Genomic DNA, 18,845 nt, shown 5'->3' with positions numbered 1-18,845 from the left:
ATGCAACTGATTTCATCATTGTAAGAGAAACTTGTTCATTCTTTCAAATCTTTTTCAAGGATATTTTCAGATAGCTTTTTTGAGAGAAAAAAAGCACCCTTAGAGGGTGCTCAGGCAGAGCTATTATGCTTCACCTTTATGTTTTTTGATAATTTCTTCTTGTACTGACTTAGGTACATCTTCGTAGTGGTCAAATACCATCATGAAAGTACCACGTCCTTGTGATGCAGAACGAAGAACTGTTGCATAACCGAACATTTCAGCAAGTGGTACATAGGCACGAACGATTTGGCTGTTACCATGTGCTTCCATACCATCAACGCGTCCACGACGAGCTGTTACGTGACCCATAACGTCACCAAGGTTTTCTTCAGGAACAGTGATTGTTACCAACATCATTGGCTCAAGGATAGCTGGTTGTGCAGTCTTAGCAGCTTCTTTCAATGCAAGTGAAGCCGCAACCTTGAAGGCTGTTTCAGATGAGTCGACATCGTGATATGAACCATCGTAAAGTTTAGCTTTCACGTCAACGATTGGGTAACCAGCAAGGACACCATTAGCCATTGACTCAATCAAACCTTTTTCTACAGCTGGAATGAATTCACGTGGAACCACACCACCGACGATAGCATTTTCAAACTCGAATCCTTTACCTTCTTCATTTGGAGTAAATTCAATCCAAACGTCACCGAATTGACCTTTACCACCAGATTGGCGTTTGAAGAATCCACGAGCTTGAGTAGGGGCGCGGAAAGTTTCACGGTAAGATACTTGAGGAGCACCTACGTTTGCTTCAACCTTGAACTCACGACGCATACGGTCAACAAGGACATCCAAGTGAAGCTCACCCATACCAGAGATAACTGTTTCACCAGTTTCAACGTTTGTTTCAACACGGAAAGTTGGATCTTCTTCAGCCAATTTTTGAAGGGCAATACCCATCTTGTCTTGGTCAGCCTTAGACTTAGGCTCAACCATCAATTGGATAACTGGTTCTGGAACGTTGATAGACTCAAGGATGATTTTAGCTTTTTCATCTGTCAATGAGTCACCAGTAGTAGTATCTTTCAAACCTACGGCAGCAGCGATATCACCAGAATATACTGTTTCAATTTCTTGACGACTGTTAGCGTGCATTTGAAGGATACGTCCGATACGTTCACGTTTACCTTTAGAAGTGTTCAATACGTAAGAACCTGATTGAAGAACACCTGAGTATACACGGAAGAATGTCAAACGACCTACGAATGGGTCAGTCATGATCTTGAAGGCAAGAGCTGCAAATGGCTCTTCATCAGATGCTGGACGAGTTTCTTCTTCATCTGTATCTGGGTTGATACCTTTGATTGCTGGGATATCAAGTGGGCTTGGCAAGTAATCGATAACTGCATCAAGCATCAATTGAACACCCTTGTTCTTGAAGGCTGAACCACACAATACTGGGAAGAACTCAACATTGATAGTTGCTTTACGGATACCAGCTTTCAATTCTTCGTTAGTGATTTCTTCACCTTCAAGGTATTTCATCATCAAGTCTTCATCAGTTTCCGCAACTGCTTCCACCAATTTTTCACGGTATTCTTGTGCTTGTTCAAGGTATTCAGCAGGAATATCCTCTTCCAAGATATCTGTACCTAGGTCGTTAGTATAGATTTCAGCTTTCATCTTGATCAAGTCAATGATACCACGGAAGTCATCCTCAGCACCGATTGGCAATTGAATTGGGTGAGCGTTTGCTTGAAGACGGTCATGAAGAGTGCTTACTGAGTAAAGGAAGTCAGCACCGATTTTGTCCATTTTGTTAGCAAATACAATACGAGGAACTCCGTATTCAGTAGCTTGGCGCCAAACTGTTTCTGTTTGAGGCTCAACACCTGATTGTGAGTCAAGAACGGTAACCGCACCATCCAATACACGAAGAGAACGTTGTACTTCAATTGTGAAGTCCACGTGTCCTGGTGTGTCGATGATGTTTACGCGGTGGTTGTTCCATTGAGCTGTTGTCGCAGCAGATGTGATTGTGATACCACGTTCTTGCTCTTGCTCCATCCAGTCCATTTGTGACGCACCTTCGTGAGTTTCACCGATTTTGTGAATTTTACCAGTGTAGTAAAGGATACGCTCAGTTGTAGTTGTTTTACCAGCATCGACGTGAGCCATGATACCGATATTACGTGTTTTTTCAAGTGAAAATTCGCGTGCCATGAGGTTATTTTCTCCTATTAATTTATTTTACAGTTTATTATAACATTATTTAGCAAAAACGGATAGGCAGGACCTACCCGTTCTCAATGTTTATCTGATTTTGTTGGTTTCAACTTGTAGATAAGTTGAATTGTAGCTAAGAGCTGACCAAGCTCAATTGAACTCGGGCTAAAAGCTCGACCTAGCCTATTTGAGCTGGAACGGAATGCTGTGTGAAAAAGATAAACTTCCTTGTATTCATCGAATACTGCGTCAGTTTCCTATTTTCACTTTGCATCCTTACCGTTCCTAGCATCATGATCTAGTTGAGCTCAAGCTAAAAGTCTGGAGAAAAAGATGAATCTCATTGGTTGCAATCGCAACCTGCTTCGATTCCCTATTTTCTCTGGGACTTTCTTAACGCTTTCGCATCCTATATTACCAACGGAAGTGTGCGAAGGCACGGTTGGCTTCAGCCATACGGTGAGTATCTTCGCGTTTCTTAACAGCTGCACCAGTGTTGTTAGCAGCATCCATGATTTCTTTTGCAAGACGGTCTTGCATTGTGTGTTCACCACGAAGGCGAGCGATTGTTACCAACCAACGAAGTCCCAATGTTGTACGACGTTCTGGACGAACTTCAACCGGTACTTGGTAGTTAGATCCACCAACACGGCGAGCACGTACTTCAAGAACAGGCATGATGTTTTCCATCGCTGTTTCAAATACTTCAAGTGCGTCAGTTCCAGTAGCTTCTTTGATTTGCTCGAATGCTCCATATACAATAGAAGCGGCTGTACCACGTTTACCATCAAGCATAACGCGGTTGATAAGACGAGTAACTAATTTTGAATTGTAAAGCGGATCTGGCAATACTTCGCGCTTAGGCGCACGGTTTTTACGACTCATTTCTCTTTATCCCCTTTCCTTATGCTTTTGGTTTTTTAGTACCGTATTTAGAACGGCCTTGTTTACGATCAGTAACACCTGCTGTATCAAGCGCACCACGAACGATATGGTAACGTACCCCTGGAAGGTCTTTTACACGTCCACCACGAAGAAGCACAACACTGTGCTCTTGCAAGTTGTGTCCGATACCTGGGATATAAGCAGTTACTTCGATCAAGTTACTCAAACGTACACGAGCAAATTTACGAAGGGCAGAGTTAGGTTTTTTAGGTGTCATAGTTCCGACACGAGTCGCTACACCACGTTTTTGAGGTGCACTTTCGTTAGTTGGAACACGTTTCAAACTATTGTAACCAACGTTCAATGCTGGTGATTTAGATTTTTCTACTTTTGATTTACGCGGTTTGCGAACCAATTGGTTAATTGTAGGCATCTACATTCTCCTGTATTTTTTTAATTTTGGTGATGGTACACTTGGTGACAGCTACCATCTGTGTGTACTTTTGCAACATTTGTCAGCACGTCTCTGTACACTTTTGAGAGACCAAAAGTAAAAAGTACCGTCTATCATTATAACACGGGCCGTTTGGCGAGTCAATAGGTTTCTTCATTTTTTGCCCTTTTTACTTTGTGAATCATGAACCTTTATAAAAAAGAGAAGCTCTTGAAAGCTTCTCTTATTGTGTGGTTGTGTTAGCAGAAGGGGCTTCTTCAGTTTGTGTTTGAGTATCAACAGTTGAAGGTGCTGCTGGAGTTTGGATTGTAGGCGCTTGATAGACCGGTTGCTGTTGAATTTGTGGTTGCGCAGCATTTGCAGCTCGGTTTGCAGCTATGGTATCTTTAACTGCCTGAATCCTATCCTGCAACCTAGCTTTAGCATCTAGATCCTTCACCTTGTCAACTGATGCCTGCGCAAGTGACAAGTTTTCTTCGGTCTGCTCAGCTTCTAATTCCTTCACAAGAGTTTCTGCATTAGCAAGACTTTGTGTATCTGAATTTTTCGCTTTATCCTGATTAGAAGAAGTCTTTTCATTAGATGAATCAACTTTGGAACTGGACGCACGGCTGTATGTAGCAACTGTTGAGGACTGGTGGCTTGTTTTGTAGTTAGGCTTTATAAAGAACAAGCCAGTAATTAAAATCGCTATTAATAGTAGCAAAACTCCGATCCGAACCCAAATTGGAATTCGGTCAAATTTCTCAAATATACTTCTCATAATCCTTTTCCTGCTTATTTATCAAAAATATTTCCGACTTCAACATCGATTTTATTTTCTTTTACATCAATATTCGTCACTTTCAATAAAGATTTATAAGACAGATGTTCTCTCTTTTCCTGGGCGTTATCTGCGAAAACAGCTACACCTGCCAACTCCGATTCGAATTCAGCAAGCAAGCTAATCATCCCATTGATTGTACCGCCTCCCTTAAGGAAGTCGTCCACAATCAGAACACGGCTACCTGCTTTCAAGCTACGCTTTGACAAAAACATTTTTTCAATCCGATCGCTGGAACCAGAAACATAGTTAACACTAACAGTTGAACCTTCTGTAATTTTTAAATCACGACGGACAATCACAAAAGGAACATTTAATGTATTGGCCACGGCATTAGCAAGAGGAACTCCTTTAGTAGCTACTGTCATGACTGCATCGATTTTTTGATCGCGAAAAGCTTTAGCGATAATCCGTCCAATACTATTTAAAATAGATGGAGTGCTCAAGAGATCAGATAGGTAGATATAGCCACCTGGTAAAATGCGGTTACTTTCTGACAATTGATCTCGTAGTCCTTCAACAATTTCTTTGGACTCTCTATCAGAAATAGAAGGAGTAAAGATGACTCCTCCTCCCGCACCAGTAATTGTTTCAATAGATCCAATCTCGATCTCTTCAAAAGCGCGTTTGATGATGACAATATCTTCTGAAATAGAGGATTTAGCTGATTCATACTTTTCAGCAAAAGTATTCAGACTAGTCAGTTCATAAGGGTGGTTTAAAAGATAGTTTGAAATTACTACCATCCGGTCACTTCTTCTTAGTTTCATATTTTCACCGTTCTTGTTATTTTTCTTCATTATAACATACTCTATCAAAAAAAACGAACATTATTTCAAATATAATGCTCATTTTTCGTTTTTTCTTCAATCTAAATTCGGTTTATAGAAGGATCGATTGTCCATAGCAAAAATACGACTGGTCATTTCTCCTTCCCCTACCTTGGCCAGAGCCCCTGTCATCATCATCATTTCCGCATCCAAGTTATCAATCATATGAAGAATCTCAGCCTCCATAATCCTTGGACGAACAGGACTTCCGTACTCTAACAAGCCATGATGGCTCAAGATAACATGACGTAAAACAGTCACATCTTCCTTACTGTCGTCAATCTTCAATTCTAGAAGAACTTTTGTGATTTCTTCGTCAATTAAAGCAATATGGCCGATTAGGTTGCCACGAACTGTGTATTCAGTGTCATCGGGGCCACTTAGTTCGATTACTTTTGCTAAATCGTGCAACATAATTCCAGCAAAGAGCAAACTCTTGTTGAGCTGAGGGTAAATATCTCCAATCGCATCAGCCAAGCGAACCATAGTTGCCGTGTGAAAGGCTAAACCAGATTCAAAAGCGTGATGATTGGTCTTGGCCGCAGGATAAGAATAGAATTCCTTGTCATACTTGCTATATAAAGCTCGGACAACACGTTGCCAAACCGGATTTTCAATCTTGAAAATCATCTGAGCCAAATAATCTCGCAAATCCTTCGGATCCACTGGAGGTTTTTCTTTAAAGTCAGCTGGATTGTTAGGTTCACCTGATCTAGGAAGACGTAAAACCAACTGATTAACCTGAGGAGTATTATTGTAGACTTCTCGGCGACCTTGCATATGGACAACTTTTCCAGCTGTATATTCAGCTACGTTATGTGGCTGGGCATCCCAGAGTTTCCCTTCGATCTCTCCACTATCATCTTGAAAAGTAAAGGCGATATAATCCTTCCCTGCCCTCGTCTGTCGAACTTCAGCTGATTTAATCAAGTAAAACCCTTCAAAAAATTCATCTTTTTTCATTTGGTTAATTTTCATGATCTTCCCTTTCTTCTGGCACATCAAGCAGGTCTATATGCAAATCTTCATCTGACAATTCAATCTGGCGTAAGGTTCGCTCAATGGCATTTGTTCTGCGCGTCAGCAAATCATCTATATTTCCCGAAGCGTGCTGCAAATGCTTCTGCGCCTTAACCAAGATACCTGCGAATTTATTAAATTCTAGTTTCACACTTCCCAAAACCTTGCTGATGTCATCCGCACTCTTTTGAATGTTCAGAGTTTTGAATCCAACGGATAAGGAGTTGAGCAGGGCTGATAAAGTCGATGGGCCAGCCACCACAATCTGCTCTTCTCTGCGAAGACTGTCAAAGAATTCTGGATTGCGGACAACTTCTGAATAGAGACCCTCTGTCGGTAAAAACATAATCCCAAAGTTAGTTGTAGCGGGTGGTGCTAAATATTTGCTACGAATGTCTTTTGCAAAGCGTTTAACACTATTTAGCAGGGCCTTGCGATAGAGTTCAATTTCTTCTTTATTACCAGATTCATAAGCATCTTCCAAGCGATAGTAATCAGCCAAAGGAAATTTCGAATCAATCGGTAGATAAACATAGTCTTGATCAGTTTGCCCAGGCAACTTGACTGCATACTCAACTCTTTCACTAGAGCCTGAAACAGTAGCAAACTCCCGCTCGTACTGATTTGGAGTCAAAATATCTTCGATAATCTGGCCCAGCTGCAACTCGCCCATAATACCACGAGTTTTAGTATTTGAAAGGACCTTATTAAGGGTTCCAACATCACGCGCAATATGCTGCATTTCTCCCAAACCGCGGTTGACAGATTCCAATTGTTTAGAAACAGACTCAAAAGAGGTCTGAAGACGAGTCTGAAGAGTCTTTTCCAGTTTTTCTTCTACTGTCTGCCTCATTTGCTCTAAACGTAATTCATTAGACTCTTGAATCTGTTTCATGCGTTCATCTGTCTTATCACGGTTCTTGGTCAAATTATCACTGATTTCTGTCCGTAAGTCTGTCAAATCCCGATGCAAACTTGTGTGAAGAGAACTAAAACGATCTCCCAAGCCTATTTCTAAATTTTTTTGTTGTAGCAAGGAATTTTGTCTTTCTTGCTCCAAACGATAATCAAGCTGATCTGATAAATGGTCAGCCTGCGCTTCCAAGATTTCTTGAACATCCTTCTTTTGCTGTGTTCGGCTCTGCCAAAGCAAGAAAGTCAAAAGAAGATTGGCTAGCAGCAAAATGATGATAAGTATCTCCATCTTATTTCCTATCTTTACTATACATAATCACCACATACCCAGAATCAAAAGACAGGGAAATGGGCCTACCTATAAATTCGTTAGAAGCATAAACTTTTTTAAAGAAAAAATTCTTTTCATTTAAAGAATACTTGGCCCCCTCAATGGTCAAGGCAATATCCTGTGTTGGCATAAAGGCAACATAGGTCATTTCTTCTACAGGCTCAATTAAATGTTTGCCTGCTGGTCGATAGGTAAGCAGGTTTTGTTCATCTTGCAAAGCAAGTCGCTCCATATAAGGAGCAATCTTTGGGTTGCTAGGAAGAAAAACATTGGCTAGAGTATGATCCATACGACCTCCAAAAGCAGCAAAAATAGTAACATTTGCGTCTGGATAGCGCTCAAAAGTAGCTGTGACAGCCAACTCAAGATCTGTATCATCTTTTTCTGGCTGGGCACGTAGGACCTCTTTAGCTTTCCTTTGAACCAGCTCAAATTCCTGCAGGGATACAGAGTCGAAGTCACCTACAGCCAAATCGGGAACTATCCCCTGCTCTATCAAGTGGAGACTGCCTCGATCCACACCGACCCAGGCATCAACATCTGAGGGTAATTCTTCTAATTGACCTCCAGCAACTAGAACAACCTTAGTCATGTAAGGCTTCCTTCAAGGTTTGAACTTGATGGTCAACATCCCCTTTAAAGACATAGCTACCTGCTACAAAGACATTAGCACCAGCTTCTTTTGCTAGCTTAATGGTCTGATTGTCAATACCACCATCAACCTCGATATCAAATTGTAATTGTTCTTGTTCCCGAAGACTAGCTAATTCACTAACTTTAACCAAGGTCTCAGGTAGAAAGGCTTGCCCGCCAAAGCCAGGGTTCACAGTCATCACTAAGACCTGGTCTACCAAGCCTAAGACGTGCTTAATCACTTGAACCGGAGTACCTGGATTGATTACGACACCTGCTTTTACTCCTGCTGCGCGAATTTGTTGGAGGGCACCGTGGATATGAGGAGTTGCTTCAACATGGATTGTGATAATATCTGCTCCAGCACGAACGAAATCCTCGATATGCTTTTCAGGATTTGTAACCATCAGATGGCAGTCAAACACCAATTTGCTATGTGGACGCATGCTAGCTACAACACCCGCTCCAAAGGTGATATTAGGAACAAAGTGGCCGTCCATTACGTCAATATGAGCATAGTCAGCTCCAGCCGCTTCTAGTCTTTTCAATTCACTTTCAAAATTAGCGTAATCAGCGCTTAAGATAGATGGTGCAATTTTAAATTGTGTCATAGTTTTTCTCCTGTTTCCTATTTAGGTATTTTCTTAGCTGTTTTTTTATACGTCTCTCTTCGATTTTCAATCTCACTGAGAAATTGCAGATAGTTGTCAAAGCGAAAAGCTGCTATCTGACCACTTTCAACCGCTGGCTTGACTGCACAATTTGGTTCATGGGTATGGGTACAAGTACGAAACTTGCAGAATTTGCTAAACTCAGCAATCTCGGGAAAAGCTTGATTGAGATCTTCAGCCGTACTCACTTCGTAATCCAATGACGAAAATCCTGGCGTATCAGCGATCTTCCCGCCATTTAAATTATAAAAACTGACAGCCCGTGTCGTATGACGACCTCGGCCCAGACTTTCAGAAATCTCGCCTGTCTCTAATTGTAAATCTGGGGCAATCTTATTGAGAAGAGTTGATTTCCCAACTCCTGTTTGTCCCATAAAAACAGTTATTTTATCCGCTAGAAGAGGTAATAATTCCTCAACGCTTTGGACCACATCATAGCCAATTGTTCGATAGACTTGTAAAAATTCATCTAGCTCATCTTCACAATCCAGTAAATCCAGTTTACTGATATAGAGAATCGGATGAATCCCCTTATGTTCCAAGAGAACCAAGAAACGATCCAGGAGGTTTGGATTAAAATCTGGCTCCTTAGCACTCATGATAACAACTGCCTGGTCAATATTCACAATCGGCGGACGCACAAGACTGTTTTTGCGCTCTGCTATTTTTAAAATATAACCTTCTGAGTCCTTTTCTGCTGAAAATTCAACCTCGTCGCCAACATAAGGTATCTGTCCTTTTTTTCGAAAATTTCCTCTAGCTCTGGTTTGATAAATTTGCCCAGCCGACTCTACATAATAGAAACCAGCCAAGGCTTTAATGATTTTACCTTGCAAGATTACTCCTTAAAAGTTAGTACACCCATTATAACAAAAAATGTTTGATTTAGCTTACAAGTTTACTAAGAAAGCCACAAATTATTTAGTTGTAAGATTTTCTATATAAACAAGGACAGAATGTTGTAAACGCTTTCTAAAAGTTTTATAATAAAGAGGTAAATAACAAACATCTATATGCCTCGTGTGGGGAATGGGACAAGTACAATTAGAAGGGAAGGTGACAATCACAAGGCACTTGTCCATCTGGTTACTACTGGAATTCCAGTGAAGCAGAAGCTTCTTCATCAAGAAGCAAGTCTCTGACTTCTTTAATGGTTCATGCTAGCTATAAGGAGGTTATTTATGAGCCTTTCATTTCTCTCAAAGAGCAACCCGCTCATTTCCAATGTCAAAAAAGGGAAGTTTTTGACTCCTTGGTTTTTAGCTCCATTCATCCTTTACTATATTACCCAATATATGTCTCCGATCAGTAGGGCTTCAACTAACTTTTTCTTGGACAAACAAAGTTGGATTCCTGACTGGTGGAATATTTTGGACCTTTGGTCCTTCCTCTACACCATTATCGCCTTCTTCCTTTGGGTCAAATTCATTGAAAAACGACCGATACGAACCATGGGATTCTCTAGAGGAAATGGCCTTCCCGAATTCGCTAAAGGTGTGTTGGTGGGTGCCATCATGATTACGACCGTCTTAATCATCTTCTTCATTACAGGAGATGCTAAGTTTGACCGGATCCAATTTAGTCTGCCTTTCCTCGTTTCTTGGATTTTAGTTCTCATCGGTTATATTTTCCAAACAGCTGCAGAAGAGATTTACATTCGCGGATGGTTGATTCCCATTATTTCCTATCATAAAAACACCTACATAGCCATTTTGATTGCTTCTACCATGTTCTCTTATTTCCATTTGGATAACAATGGTGCTTCTTGGCTCTCAACTGTCCACCTATTCGTTTTTGGCCTTTTCACAGCCGTTTACGCTCTGAAGCGCGGAAATATCTGGGGACCTTGTGGCTTCCACTTCGCTTGGAACTTCATCATGGGTAACGTTTATGGTTTCCATGTCAGTGGATTTGACAGCGAGTCTTCCTTGATGTACTTTACAACTTCCAATCGTACACTTATCACAGGTGGACAATTCGGACCTGAGGGAGGAGTTCCTGGCTTGGTTGTCTTCATTTTAGCACTCTTATGGGCTATCTTCATCTTGAAAGATACATCCAAAGAACAAGAAAACCTCTATCCTCAAATTGTAGAATAAATAATACAAAAGTAGCAAGCGAGGTTAGAGAAAAATTCTTCAACTTTCATTTGCAATTCATCATACCTAGAGGCTGGAATAAATCTTCCCGCCTCATCTGATTTTATGGATGGCACTGTCTAATCTGGCCATTTTTTCTTGGATTTTTTAAAAAATATGTTATAATAGAGAACAAGCGGAGGTGGTGGAACGGCAGACACGCATGCTTCAGGCGCATGTGCCCGTACGGGTGTGAGGGTTCAAATCCCTTCCTCCGCATAAAAAGCAATCCTATCAATCATGATAGGATTTTTTCTTATTATGGAGAAGAAGGCTACTGCTCAGAAAAGCTAGGAAGGTCAGGCCTCCTGTTAAATATTTCTCTAATGGACTCGCACTGATGAAGAAATTGAAAACCGTAGCCAAAAATAGAAAAACAGTTCCAACTAAAATGACTTTCCTAAAAACTGAAGACCTCAAGCCACTTTTCAACCAGCCACCAAAAGCTAGATAACTAAAACTAAAGAAAGCCCACAATGAGAACAGCAGGAAGTTAACCGGCCGCAACCATAAAGGAAATACTATATAAGCGCCACCAAAGACCAAACGTCCCAGAGGCAGACCTAGCATCAGCAGGAAATGGAGTAAAGACTGCGAAAACCAGAGTAGTCCAGAAAACAAAGACAGAAATTTCACTTTCATATGCACCTCATGAATAAAATAGAAGACCGGCTACCAGAGAGCAGATCTTCTTTTTTTATAACCCCTCGGACTTTAAAGCGTCACTCAAGCGAGCAAATGCTGCCAAGTCTAGCGCTTCTCCTCGAACATTGGCCACAAGATCGGCTTTTTCTAAAGCTCTTTCAAGCTTGGTCTTGACTTCTTCAGACTTACCGAAATAGCTAGTTAGATTATTCCAAAGAGTTTTTCTGCGATGAACAAAGCTGGCCTTGGAAACCTTGAAAAAGAATTTCTCGTCCTGGACTTCAACTGCAGGTTGCTCTCTTCGCACCATCTTGAGAATCGCCGAATCTACATTTGGTGCTGGCACAAAGACTGTCCTCGGTACGATAAAGGCTACCTTGGCCGTCATGTAATACTGGACCGCAATTGACAAACTACCATAGGCCTTGGTATTCGGCTGAGCCGAAATCCGATCTGCTACTTCTTTTTGCATCATCACAACAAACTCACTAAAAGGAATTCCGCTCTCAATCAAGTGCATAAGAATCGGCGTCGTGATATAGTAGGGCAGATTTGCCACTACCTTGATAGGCAGGTCTGGATTTTTAAACTCTGCTATGTACTGGGCCAAATCAACCTTGAGAATATCCTGATTGACCACTGTCACATTGTCAAAATCGCGCAAAGTATCCGCTAAAATCGGCACCAACCGATCATCTATCTCAAAGGCCATGACTTCCGCAGCATTTTCCGCCAAAAACTCCGTCAAAGCCCCAATACCAGGACCAATTTCGATGACATTGACCTTTTTGTCAATCTCAGCAGTATCCACAATCTTCTGGAGGATGTTGGTATCAGTCAGGAAATTCTGACCGAAAGATTTTTTAAAAGTGAAACCGTGACGCTCCAGAATGGCACGGGTCACACTATAATCTGCAATTCTCATCTATTCTCTTTTCTTTTTAAATAATTTTCAGGTGTAGAATGGTAAATTAGCTCAAATCGGCTATCACCATTTGCCTCTTCAATTATTGTCTTTAACAAGGCATCTGATTGAAGCATCTCTTTTGTTTTTGTAAAGTAGGCTCCCTGTTCCCCATTGATATTGCGAAGTTCCCATGCAACATCATTTCCTTGAACAAGAGGGAGATAACGATCTTCTTCAAGAAAAGCAAAGAAAGCTCCTACCGTCATTTCTTCAGGCACTTCATATTCTGTCTTATGTGGAACAGTGTCATCTCCTGCACTAACAGAGACTCTGTCAACTATGATCTTCATATTTACCTCTTCTACTGCTTTGGAGCATCATTTAGCTCGGCACTTAGTTTTTCCATTTCTTTGAAAGAATCTTGACTGATATAACATCCTGCTTTTAGATACTCTGTCCCATTGACAATATAGTCAAACATAGCAATCATATTCCCTGCCGGCTCGATCATACCGTTCCACTCTTCATCAAAAACCATCCGCAGACGTTTCCAGTCTGTAAAAAGTGAGATAGCTTGTCGGCCATCTTTTCCTTCTCGAACTGGTAAATCTAGACTAGCCCCTCTTTCTAACATTACTTCCTTTGCTTCATCACTCGCTTCAGGGAAATTCTCACCTCTTCGCACGGGAATGAGGAATTTAGCCTTAGGCACTGCCTTTGATAGGAAGCCATAATAAAGCCTGTCTACCAGCTGTTTGTCTTCTGTATCTGGTTTACCTAGCTGTCCAAGTAAGAGTAGCCATCTCACTACATCAGGATTCATGACTGGCACCTGAATCTCAGGTAGATTTGAAAAATCAGGTTTTTCTACCAAGCTTTGAGCCTTGATGCACACATCATCTGAATTCATGATAATTCCTAGAGCACCATTAAGGTAAAAAGCGGAACCCAATAAGTTTTTAATAGCTTCCTTGTCCTCTGTATTTTCAATCCGTCTCACTTCGGTATTTGGCTGACTGTCAAACGTTTCTTTGTAATGATGGTACCAACGAGAAGTTGAGAGGTGAATCAAGGGATCAGTACACAGATAGCCATCATCTCCTCGGTCATATGTCTTCGAAAACATATAGGGCTCTCCTGTTAATTGAGAATAAATCACATAGACCTCATCTGCTTCAAGTAGCTTGTCTCTTACAACTTCCTCAAGGTGGGCAATTTTAGCCAGATTTTTTTGATATTCTTCTTCACTCCCATTTTGTCGATTTTCTCTACAATCCCATAAGAACAAACGCAAAATTTCAACACTATCTTCTAAACTAGCTCGCAGATAGTCTTCATTGCTCATATCCCCATTCTGCATTTCCACAAAAGATGTATAAAGGGCATCTGTATAACTAGATAAAAGCTGGCGCTCATCTATCTTGGACGTATAGAGAACACTCCCCTTTTTAAGTCGACCTGCGACCTCAGATGCAGCTACAACAATATGGGCAAGGGGCTCGTCTGTCAAGAAGTTAGAATCTTCTTTTCCATTGCTTAATTTTTCAACCGTCAGCTCGCCAAAAGACTCAAAGCTTTCGCCAGGATTGCATACTTGCAGACGGTCGCCTAACTTTAAGCTTCCTTTCAATCGGCCCAAGATCAACAACTGATCGGACTTCCCAAGTGCAAAGAAGTCAAACACTCCCAAGCAAGCACTTGTCTCGATTTTCTCTTTTACAACTTCTGTTGTAGTTTCTATTTTTTCTTTTTTCTTCCCAAAATTAAACCAAGCCAATGCTACTTCTCCTTATGGACTTTATTTTCTAACTCTTTATTCATTGTCCTTTACGCAGGTCATTTGATCAAGCAAAGTGCAAAGTTTTTTCTGCTCTTCTTCCTTGTAAGCAGATGCATTTGCTTTTACTTCTCTGCATTTCTCGTCATACAAAAAGCCCTCATAACCATCTTCTGTAGATAAGGCTGTATAGACTTTCGCCATTTCTTCAGGACTAATCGAAAATTTTGACTTAATTTTATACAGATTTTTCATAAAAGCGCTGAGGTGATCATAGCGGTTCATATCTACTTTGACATTGGTCACACGGATTGCCTGCACCTTGATGTCTTTCCAATGTTTCCGCATATAAAGCGACAGCATCAATAAGGCCAACTTATTCTGATAATAGGTCTTAGCAGGGCTGTAATGTTTTTGACCAGATAAATTTTCAAAATCAAGCTTTATGAAAGGATAAAGCACTAGCCCTTGGGAAGAAATATTAATAATCCGACCACTCTCAGACTTTTCTAACAAGCCTCTCAACAAGACAGAAAGTAAAAAGGGAGCAACCACATTGGTCGCAAATTGCTTTTCCAATCCCTCCCTAGTCAGGATTGGCTTTTTGACTGACAAATCAAAGTCAGCTGCATTGTTAATCAGGACGTCTAGAGCGTCTTCTTTTTGGATATACTGTTCTACCGCTTTCCTGACACTTTTCATATCAGATAAATCAGCCAAGATATGATCTACATGCGGATTTCCTGTCTGTTGGCGGATTTTCTCACAGGCTTGCTCAGCTGCTTCTTTTCGCCGACAAAATAGAGTCACTGACCAGCCCTTTTCAGCCAACTGTTTAGCAGCCTGATAGCCAATACCACTATTGCCACCTGTAATAATTACTTTTTTCATTTCTGACTCCGTTAGTTTGAATACTTACGCATGGTTTCTTCCACTTCCGCCAAGGTCACCCCAAACAACTCCAAGCGTTTGAGGAGCTGTTTACCATTGGAGTAGCCGATACGGAGCTCCTCTCCCAGATACTCTCGACGCTGACGGCTGTCGCTTCCCATAAGTAGTCCCAGTCGCACAAGGTCACTTTTGGTGATGTCAAAGTCGTTCTCATCATCGAAATGTCCAACCAGACCAGCCAATGCCTGTTGTAAGTCCTCAAATGAAGCGTGCTCGACTCCGAGCGACCGACCTTTGTTCTTAGACTTAGGAGTCGCCTCATCTCGACGGAGAAAGGCATGCTGAGCAGTTGGCACAGCCTCCATAATTATTCGACGAATGCGCTCACCATTGTAGTCTGGATCGGTAAAGACAATAACCCCACGCAGCCGGTGCAGTTTCTCAATCCGTTCTAAGTCTTCTTCATTGATCGCAGATCCTCTCGTCTCGTAAGTATCAACTTCGTAAAATCGCTGCAGATTGGCTGTATCATCCTTGCCCTCAACGACGATTACCTGAGGGATTTTTATCTTCTCAGTCAAGCCCAAACACCTTCTTTGCATTAGCATAGGTCGCCTGCGCTACTTCTTCGACAGTAAGCCCACGCAGTTCAGCAATTCTCTCTACAACATAGCGGGTATAGGCTGTTTTGTTTTCTCGGCCACGCTTAGGAACAGGCGCTAGATAAGGGGCATCAGTCTCGACGAGAATTTTGTCCAAGGGCAGGTTCTGCGCAGCCTCCTGAATATCTGTCGCTTTTTTAAAGGTGACGACCCCAGAAAAGGAAATCATCATTCCTAGCTCGATAAAGCGCTCTGCCATTTCCAAAGAGCCCGAATAAGAGTGCATGATACCGCCCCGAGGACCGACACCCTCACTCTTGATAATCTCATAGGTATCCTCCAATGCATCTCGCGTGTGTACGACAAAGGGTAGGTCCAGTTCTTTAGAGAGTTGGATTTGGCGTCGAAACACCCGCTCCTGAACATCCTTTGGCGCTGTCATCCAGTGATAATCCAACCCAATCTCACCCAGAGCCACCACCTTGGGGTGACGAAGCTTGTCCAGCAGATAGGCTTCTACCGCCTCATCATAAGTCCCCGCCTCAGTCGGATGCCAGCCAATCGTAGCATAAAGCTGATCATAGCTGTCCGCCAACTCCAAGGCGCGCTCAATGGTCGGTCGGTCAAAACCGACAATATTGTGTGCAACAACACTCATTTCTTTGGCTAATTGTAGCTCCTCTGCCTCTCGACCAGCAAATTCTTCCACATTTAAATGCGTGTGTGTGTCAAAAATCTTCATGGTTTACTTCCTTGTATTTCCTGTCCTTTATTATACCAAAAATGACCTAAAAAATCAGAAGTCTCTTCAAAGCAGAAAAATAAGATAGCTGCCATTCAACATCCATCCGAATCTGTCTTTAAAACTTTTAAACTTGCAGTTTCTGATCTTTAATCGATAACTTTTTGTTATTTTTCGATAGAATATTATTGATTATCGATAATTTTTGTGTTATAGTTACTAAGAACTAAAATATTTGTCGGAGGATATTATGACCAACAAAACAAAAAAGACTGCTGAAGATTGGAGCATCAGTCTTACAAAAATCAGCATTAGCCTTTTATTTATTGCTTCTACTATCTTAATCTTCCTAGGTCCTTGGATTGTAAATCTTATTATCGTATTTCCTTCCCCTCTCGTTCAAGGCGAAGCCCGATTCTGGATTTTGCTCTTGCTAGGTTACGTCTTAGGAGGACTGGCTTTGACCTGCATCGTCCATCTTTATCGGCTCCTTCATCATATCGGACAGGACCAAGTTTTTATTCAACAAAATGTTCAATATCTCCGATACTTGGGCTGGGAAGTTGGAATTGTTGCTCTTATCTCACTTTTCATGGGACTGACAGTCTATCTACCTATGCTCCTGGTGACTGTTTCTTGCAGTATTTTAACTTTAATTATCCGTGTCATTCGCAATGCTTTTGGCAAAGCTATTGAACTGCAAGATCAAGTAGACTACACAATTTAGGAGGGCATATGATTCAGATAAATTTAGACCTTGTCATGGCACAAAAACGTATCAGTGCCGGTCGCTTGGCTGAGCTGATTGATTTAACACCAGCCAATCTATCCATTTTGAAAAATAATCGAGCCAAAGCAGTTCGCTTTTCAACTCTCAATGCACTTTGCCGAGAATTGGAATGCCAACCCGGCGATATATTAGAATATATTCCAGATGAAGAAGAGGAGGCATAAAATGGAAAGAACTTTACAAGAACAGATAGAAGAGCAAGACTATCAGCTAGACGATCTAGATGATCTAGAAGAACAGACAATCTTCAGCCCTTTAGATGACGCTCAAATAAAAATCTTTAAAATTGGGACTATTGTTTTCTACCTGGTAGCTTATTTTTACACTGCTATCCTGGTACAGCTTAAAACAATTTACTCTCTCCCCGTCACAGTCGGTCTTTTACTTTCGACTGAGTTTCTAATCAAAAAATTACATACAACCTCTATCCCATTAAAAGAAGGCGCCAAAAAATTAGAAACAAGAGTTTTTTTCACTCTAACCATTGCTCAAGCCACGGCTTTAAGTATTTGGGGAGCACATCAACAACTAGATTTTTTCCAATTTTTAGCTATCCACCTCTCTTTTGCCTTCTACGTCCTGTCCCGTACAGGTTGGCTAAGTCAGGGGCGCTTAGGGATTATGGTTTGGTTTGATCTGATGCAAGCTTTCTATTCTCTGCCCTTTAAAAACTTTATGGCTTCTTGCATCGTCTTTCTCCATGAGGAGGAAAGCTCTGAAAAGACAAATGACAGCTATTCAAAGAACTTCCAACATTTTGTCATCCTAATAGGCAGTCTCTTAGCTTCAGGAGTCCTGGTTTACTTTGTTTGGACTCAGCTAAGTCAGGTCTCAGGTAATTTTGCAAATCTCTTCATACAATTATCCGATTTTAGTCAGACCTTCTTTGACTCACTTTTTTCCAAGATTGATATAGCTACTATACTAGCACAGCTATTTCTTGCTATTCCAGTCAGTCTCTACTTATATGGACTCATCGTGGGTAGCTTGCTCAGCGAAAGAACGTCTACTTTTAACTACCAAGTATTCCAAGAAAAAGTTCAGCCACTAAGGGCTATTCCTAACTTTGCAGCATATATTGTCATTGGAAGCTTACTTGTAACCTATATCCTTTTTTTCACAACCGGTCTAAGCGAGCTAGGGAATCTTCTAAGCGCTGGAACTGTTACAGAAGCCATTTCTCCCCAGAGTGCATCTTCCATTGCGGTCACTGGGTTCTGGCAACTAGTTAGAGTTTCTCTTCTTAATTTTGCTGTTTTAGGAGCTTTTTATCTCATCTCTAAAAAGCCGCTCTGGGATCAGATAGGTACACGGTTAGCAACCACTCTGCTCTTTATATTTGCTACCTTGCTGACCTTACTTGCAGGATGGAAATTATTTGGTGTCTATATTTACCTTTATGGACCAACCCCTCTACGATTGCTTTCCGGCTGGTTTGTCCTCGTCTTATTGGTTTGGTGCTTGCTCATCTTGATTCGACTGTATAAACCTATCCAAGCTATTCGCATCGGTATCCTTTATGCTATGATTAGTTTCACCATACTTTGCTATCTATATCCTTTTTTACTGAAGTGATAAGCTAG

22 protein-coding genes and 1 tRNA gene are annotated in these 18,845 nt (G+C 41.3%); 6 read left to right on the top strand and 17 right to left on the bottom strand.

The window, feature by feature from the left end; translation table 11 throughout:
• Nucleotides 1–123: 123 nt before the first annotated feature.
• The 10 genes from fusA to rsgA all read right to left on the bottom strand — a co-directional run bounded on the left by fusA (nucleotide 124) and on the right by rsgA (nucleotide 9,606).
• Nucleotides 124–2,205: an elongation factor G gene (gene fusA, locus AWH02_RS04085; protein WP_045634430.1), complete on the bottom strand. Its 2,082-nt coding sequence runs from the start codon at nucleotides 2,203–2,205 to the stop codon at nucleotides 124–126.
• 417 nt (nucleotides 2,206–2,622) lie between these two features.
• Nucleotides 2,623–3,093, bottom strand: a complete 471-nt coding sequence (gene rpsG / locus AWH02_RS04080; RefSeq protein WP_008808226.1) for a 30S ribosomal protein S7 — start codon at nucleotides 3,091–3,093, stop codon at nucleotides 2,623–2,625.
• Nucleotides 3,094–3,112: 19 nt separating this feature from the next.
• Nucleotides 3,113–3,526 (bottom strand): 30S ribosomal protein S12, encoded by a 414-nt coding sequence (gene rpsL, locus AWH02_RS04075; protein WP_008808225.1) that lies wholly within the window; start codon nucleotides 3,524–3,526, stop codon nucleotides 3,113–3,115.
• 244 nt (nucleotides 3,527–3,770) lie between these two features.
• Nucleotides 3,771–4,310: a hypothetical protein gene (locus tag AWH02_RS04070; RefSeq protein ID WP_060553178.1), complete on the bottom strand. Its 540-nt coding sequence runs from the start codon at nucleotides 4,308–4,310 to the stop codon at nucleotides 3,771–3,773.
• A 14-nt stretch (nucleotides 4,311–4,324) separates the two neighbouring features.
• Nucleotides 4,325–5,140: a pur operon repressor gene (purR, locus tag AWH02_RS04065; RefSeq protein ID WP_011999741.1), complete on the bottom strand. Its 816-nt coding sequence runs from the start codon at nucleotides 5,138–5,140 to the stop codon at nucleotides 4,325–4,327.
• A gap of 96 nt (nucleotides 5,141–5,236) precedes the next feature.
• Entirely contained in the window at nucleotides 5,237–6,178 is a 942-nt protein-coding gene (locus tag AWH02_RS04060; RefSeq protein WP_060553179.1) for a 3'-5' exoribonuclease YhaM family protein, read from the bottom strand.
• On the bottom strand, nucleotides 6,168–7,424 hold the full coding sequence (locus AWH02_RS04055; protein WP_060553180.1) for a DNA recombination protein RmuC: 1,257 nt from the start codon (nucleotides 7,422–7,424) through the stop codon (nucleotides 6,168–6,170). Before AWH02_RS04055 ends, AWH02_RS04060 begins: the two co-directional genes overlap by 11 nt.
• Nucleotide 7,425: 1 nt before the next feature.
• Nucleotides 7,426–8,058, bottom strand: a complete 633-nt coding sequence (locus AWH02_RS04050) for a thiamine diphosphokinase (protein ID WP_045772705.1) — start codon at nucleotides 8,056–8,058, stop codon at nucleotides 7,426–7,428.
• Nucleotides 8,051–8,710 carry a ribulose-phosphate 3-epimerase gene (rpe, locus tag AWH02_RS04045; protein ID WP_060553181.1) on the bottom strand — a complete coding sequence of 220 codons (660 nt, stop codon included), beginning with the start codon at nucleotides 8,708–8,710 and terminating at the stop codon, nucleotides 8,051–8,053. The genes AWH02_RS04050 and rpe overlap by 8 nt, the downstream gene beginning before the upstream one ends.
• Nucleotides 8,711–8,727: 17 nt before the next feature.
• On the bottom strand, nucleotides 8,728–9,606 hold the full coding sequence (rsgA, locus tag AWH02_RS04040; protein WP_060553182.1) for a ribosome small subunit-dependent GTPase A: 879 nt from the start codon (nucleotides 9,604–9,606) through the stop codon (nucleotides 8,728–8,730).
• A 177-nt stretch (nucleotides 9,607–9,783) separates the two neighbouring features.
• Here rsgA and AWH02_RS11250 point away from each other — a divergent pair, with 177 nt between their 5' ends.
• The 3 genes from AWH02_RS11250 (at nucleotide 9,784) to AWH02_RS04030 (ending at nucleotide 11,127) form a co-directional block, all read left to right on the top strand.
• Nucleotides 9,784–9,912, top strand: coding sequence for a hypothetical protein (locus AWH02_RS11250; protein ID WP_263285422.1), 129 nt, complete (start codon nucleotides 9,784–9,786; stop codon nucleotides 9,910–9,912).
• A 39-nt stretch (nucleotides 9,913–9,951) separates the two neighbouring features.
• Entirely contained in the window at nucleotides 9,952–10,869 is a 918-nt protein-coding gene (locus AWH02_RS04035; protein ID WP_060553183.1) for a CPBP family intramembrane glutamic endopeptidase, read from the top strand.
• 175 nt (nucleotides 10,870–11,044) lie between these two features.
• Nucleotides 11,045–11,127 (top strand) — tRNA-Leu (locus tag AWH02_RS04030).
• A gap of 15 nt (nucleotides 11,128–11,142) precedes the next feature.
• Here AWH02_RS04030 and AWH02_RS04025 read toward each other — a convergent pair.
• The 7 genes from AWH02_RS04025 to AWH02_RS03995 are packed head-to-tail and all read right to left on the bottom strand — an operon-like array spanning nucleotide 11,143 to nucleotide 16,472.
• Entirely contained in the window at nucleotides 11,143–11,550 is a 408-nt protein-coding gene (locus AWH02_RS04025; RefSeq protein ID WP_060553184.1) for a hypothetical protein, read from the bottom strand.
• Nucleotides 11,551–11,605: 55 nt separating this feature from the next.
• Nucleotides 11,606–12,478, bottom strand: coding sequence for a 16S rRNA (adenine(1518)-N(6)/adenine(1519)-N(6))-dimethyltransferase RsmA (gene rsmA, locus AWH02_RS04020; RefSeq protein WP_060553185.1), 873 nt, complete (start codon nucleotides 12,476–12,478; stop codon nucleotides 11,606–11,608).
• Nucleotides 12,475–12,810, bottom strand: coding sequence for a hypothetical protein (locus tag AWH02_RS04015; protein WP_060553186.1), 336 nt, complete (start codon nucleotides 12,808–12,810; stop codon nucleotides 12,475–12,477). Before AWH02_RS04015 ends, rsmA begins: the two co-directional genes overlap by 4 nt.
• An 11-nt stretch (nucleotides 12,811–12,821) precedes the next feature.
• Nucleotides 12,822–14,237: an SseB family protein gene (locus AWH02_RS04010; RefSeq protein ID WP_060553187.1), complete on the bottom strand. Its 1,416-nt coding sequence runs from the start codon at nucleotides 14,235–14,237 to the stop codon at nucleotides 12,822–12,824.
• A 36-nt stretch (nucleotides 14,238–14,273) separates the two neighbouring features.
• Nucleotides 14,274–15,128 (bottom strand): SDR family NAD(P)-dependent oxidoreductase, encoded by an 855-nt coding sequence (locus AWH02_RS04005; protein ID WP_060553188.1) that lies wholly within the window; start codon nucleotides 15,126–15,128, stop codon nucleotides 14,274–14,276.
• A gap of 11 nt (nucleotides 15,129–15,139) precedes the next feature.
• A complete protein-coding gene (gene rnmV / locus AWH02_RS04000; RefSeq protein ID WP_060553189.1) occupies nucleotides 15,140–15,730 on the bottom strand; it encodes a ribonuclease M5 in 591 nt (196 codons plus the stop codon).
• Nucleotides 15,702–16,472: a TatD family hydrolase gene (locus AWH02_RS03995; protein ID WP_060553190.1), complete on the bottom strand. Its 771-nt coding sequence runs from the start codon at nucleotides 16,470–16,472 to the stop codon at nucleotides 15,702–15,704. Before AWH02_RS03995 ends, rnmV begins: the two co-directional genes overlap by 29 nt.
• 250 nt (nucleotides 16,473–16,722) lie before the next feature.
• Between AWH02_RS03995 and AWH02_RS03990 the strand changes: the two genes are divergently transcribed.
• The 3 genes from AWH02_RS03990 to AWH02_RS03980 are packed head-to-tail and all read left to right on the top strand — an operon-like array spanning nucleotide 16,723 to nucleotide 18,837.
• Nucleotides 16,723–17,199 carry a DUF2975 domain-containing protein gene (locus tag AWH02_RS03990; protein WP_048778085.1) on the top strand — a complete coding sequence of 159 codons (477 nt, stop codon included), beginning with the start codon at nucleotides 16,723–16,725 and terminating at the stop codon, nucleotides 17,197–17,199.
• An 8-nt stretch (nucleotides 17,200–17,207) separates the two neighbouring features.
• Nucleotides 17,208–17,426, top strand: a complete 219-nt coding sequence (locus AWH02_RS03985) for a helix-turn-helix domain-containing protein (protein WP_008808208.1) — start codon at nucleotides 17,208–17,210, stop codon at nucleotides 17,424–17,426.
• 1 nt (nucleotide 17,427) lies between these two features.
• Entirely contained in the window at nucleotides 17,428–18,837 is a 1,410-nt protein-coding gene (locus AWH02_RS03980) for a DUF4153 domain-containing protein (RefSeq protein WP_048778088.1), read from the top strand.
• The last annotated feature ends 8 nt before the right edge of the window (nucleotides 18,838–18,845 follow it).

The organism is Streptococcus gordonii, from assembly GCF_001553855.1.
GTDB lineage: Bacteria > Bacillota > Bacilli > Lactobacillales > Streptococcaceae > Streptococcus > Streptococcus gordonii.
Note: the sequence above shows the minus strand (reverse complement) of the source record. Positions and strands in the feature narration are given on the sequence as shown.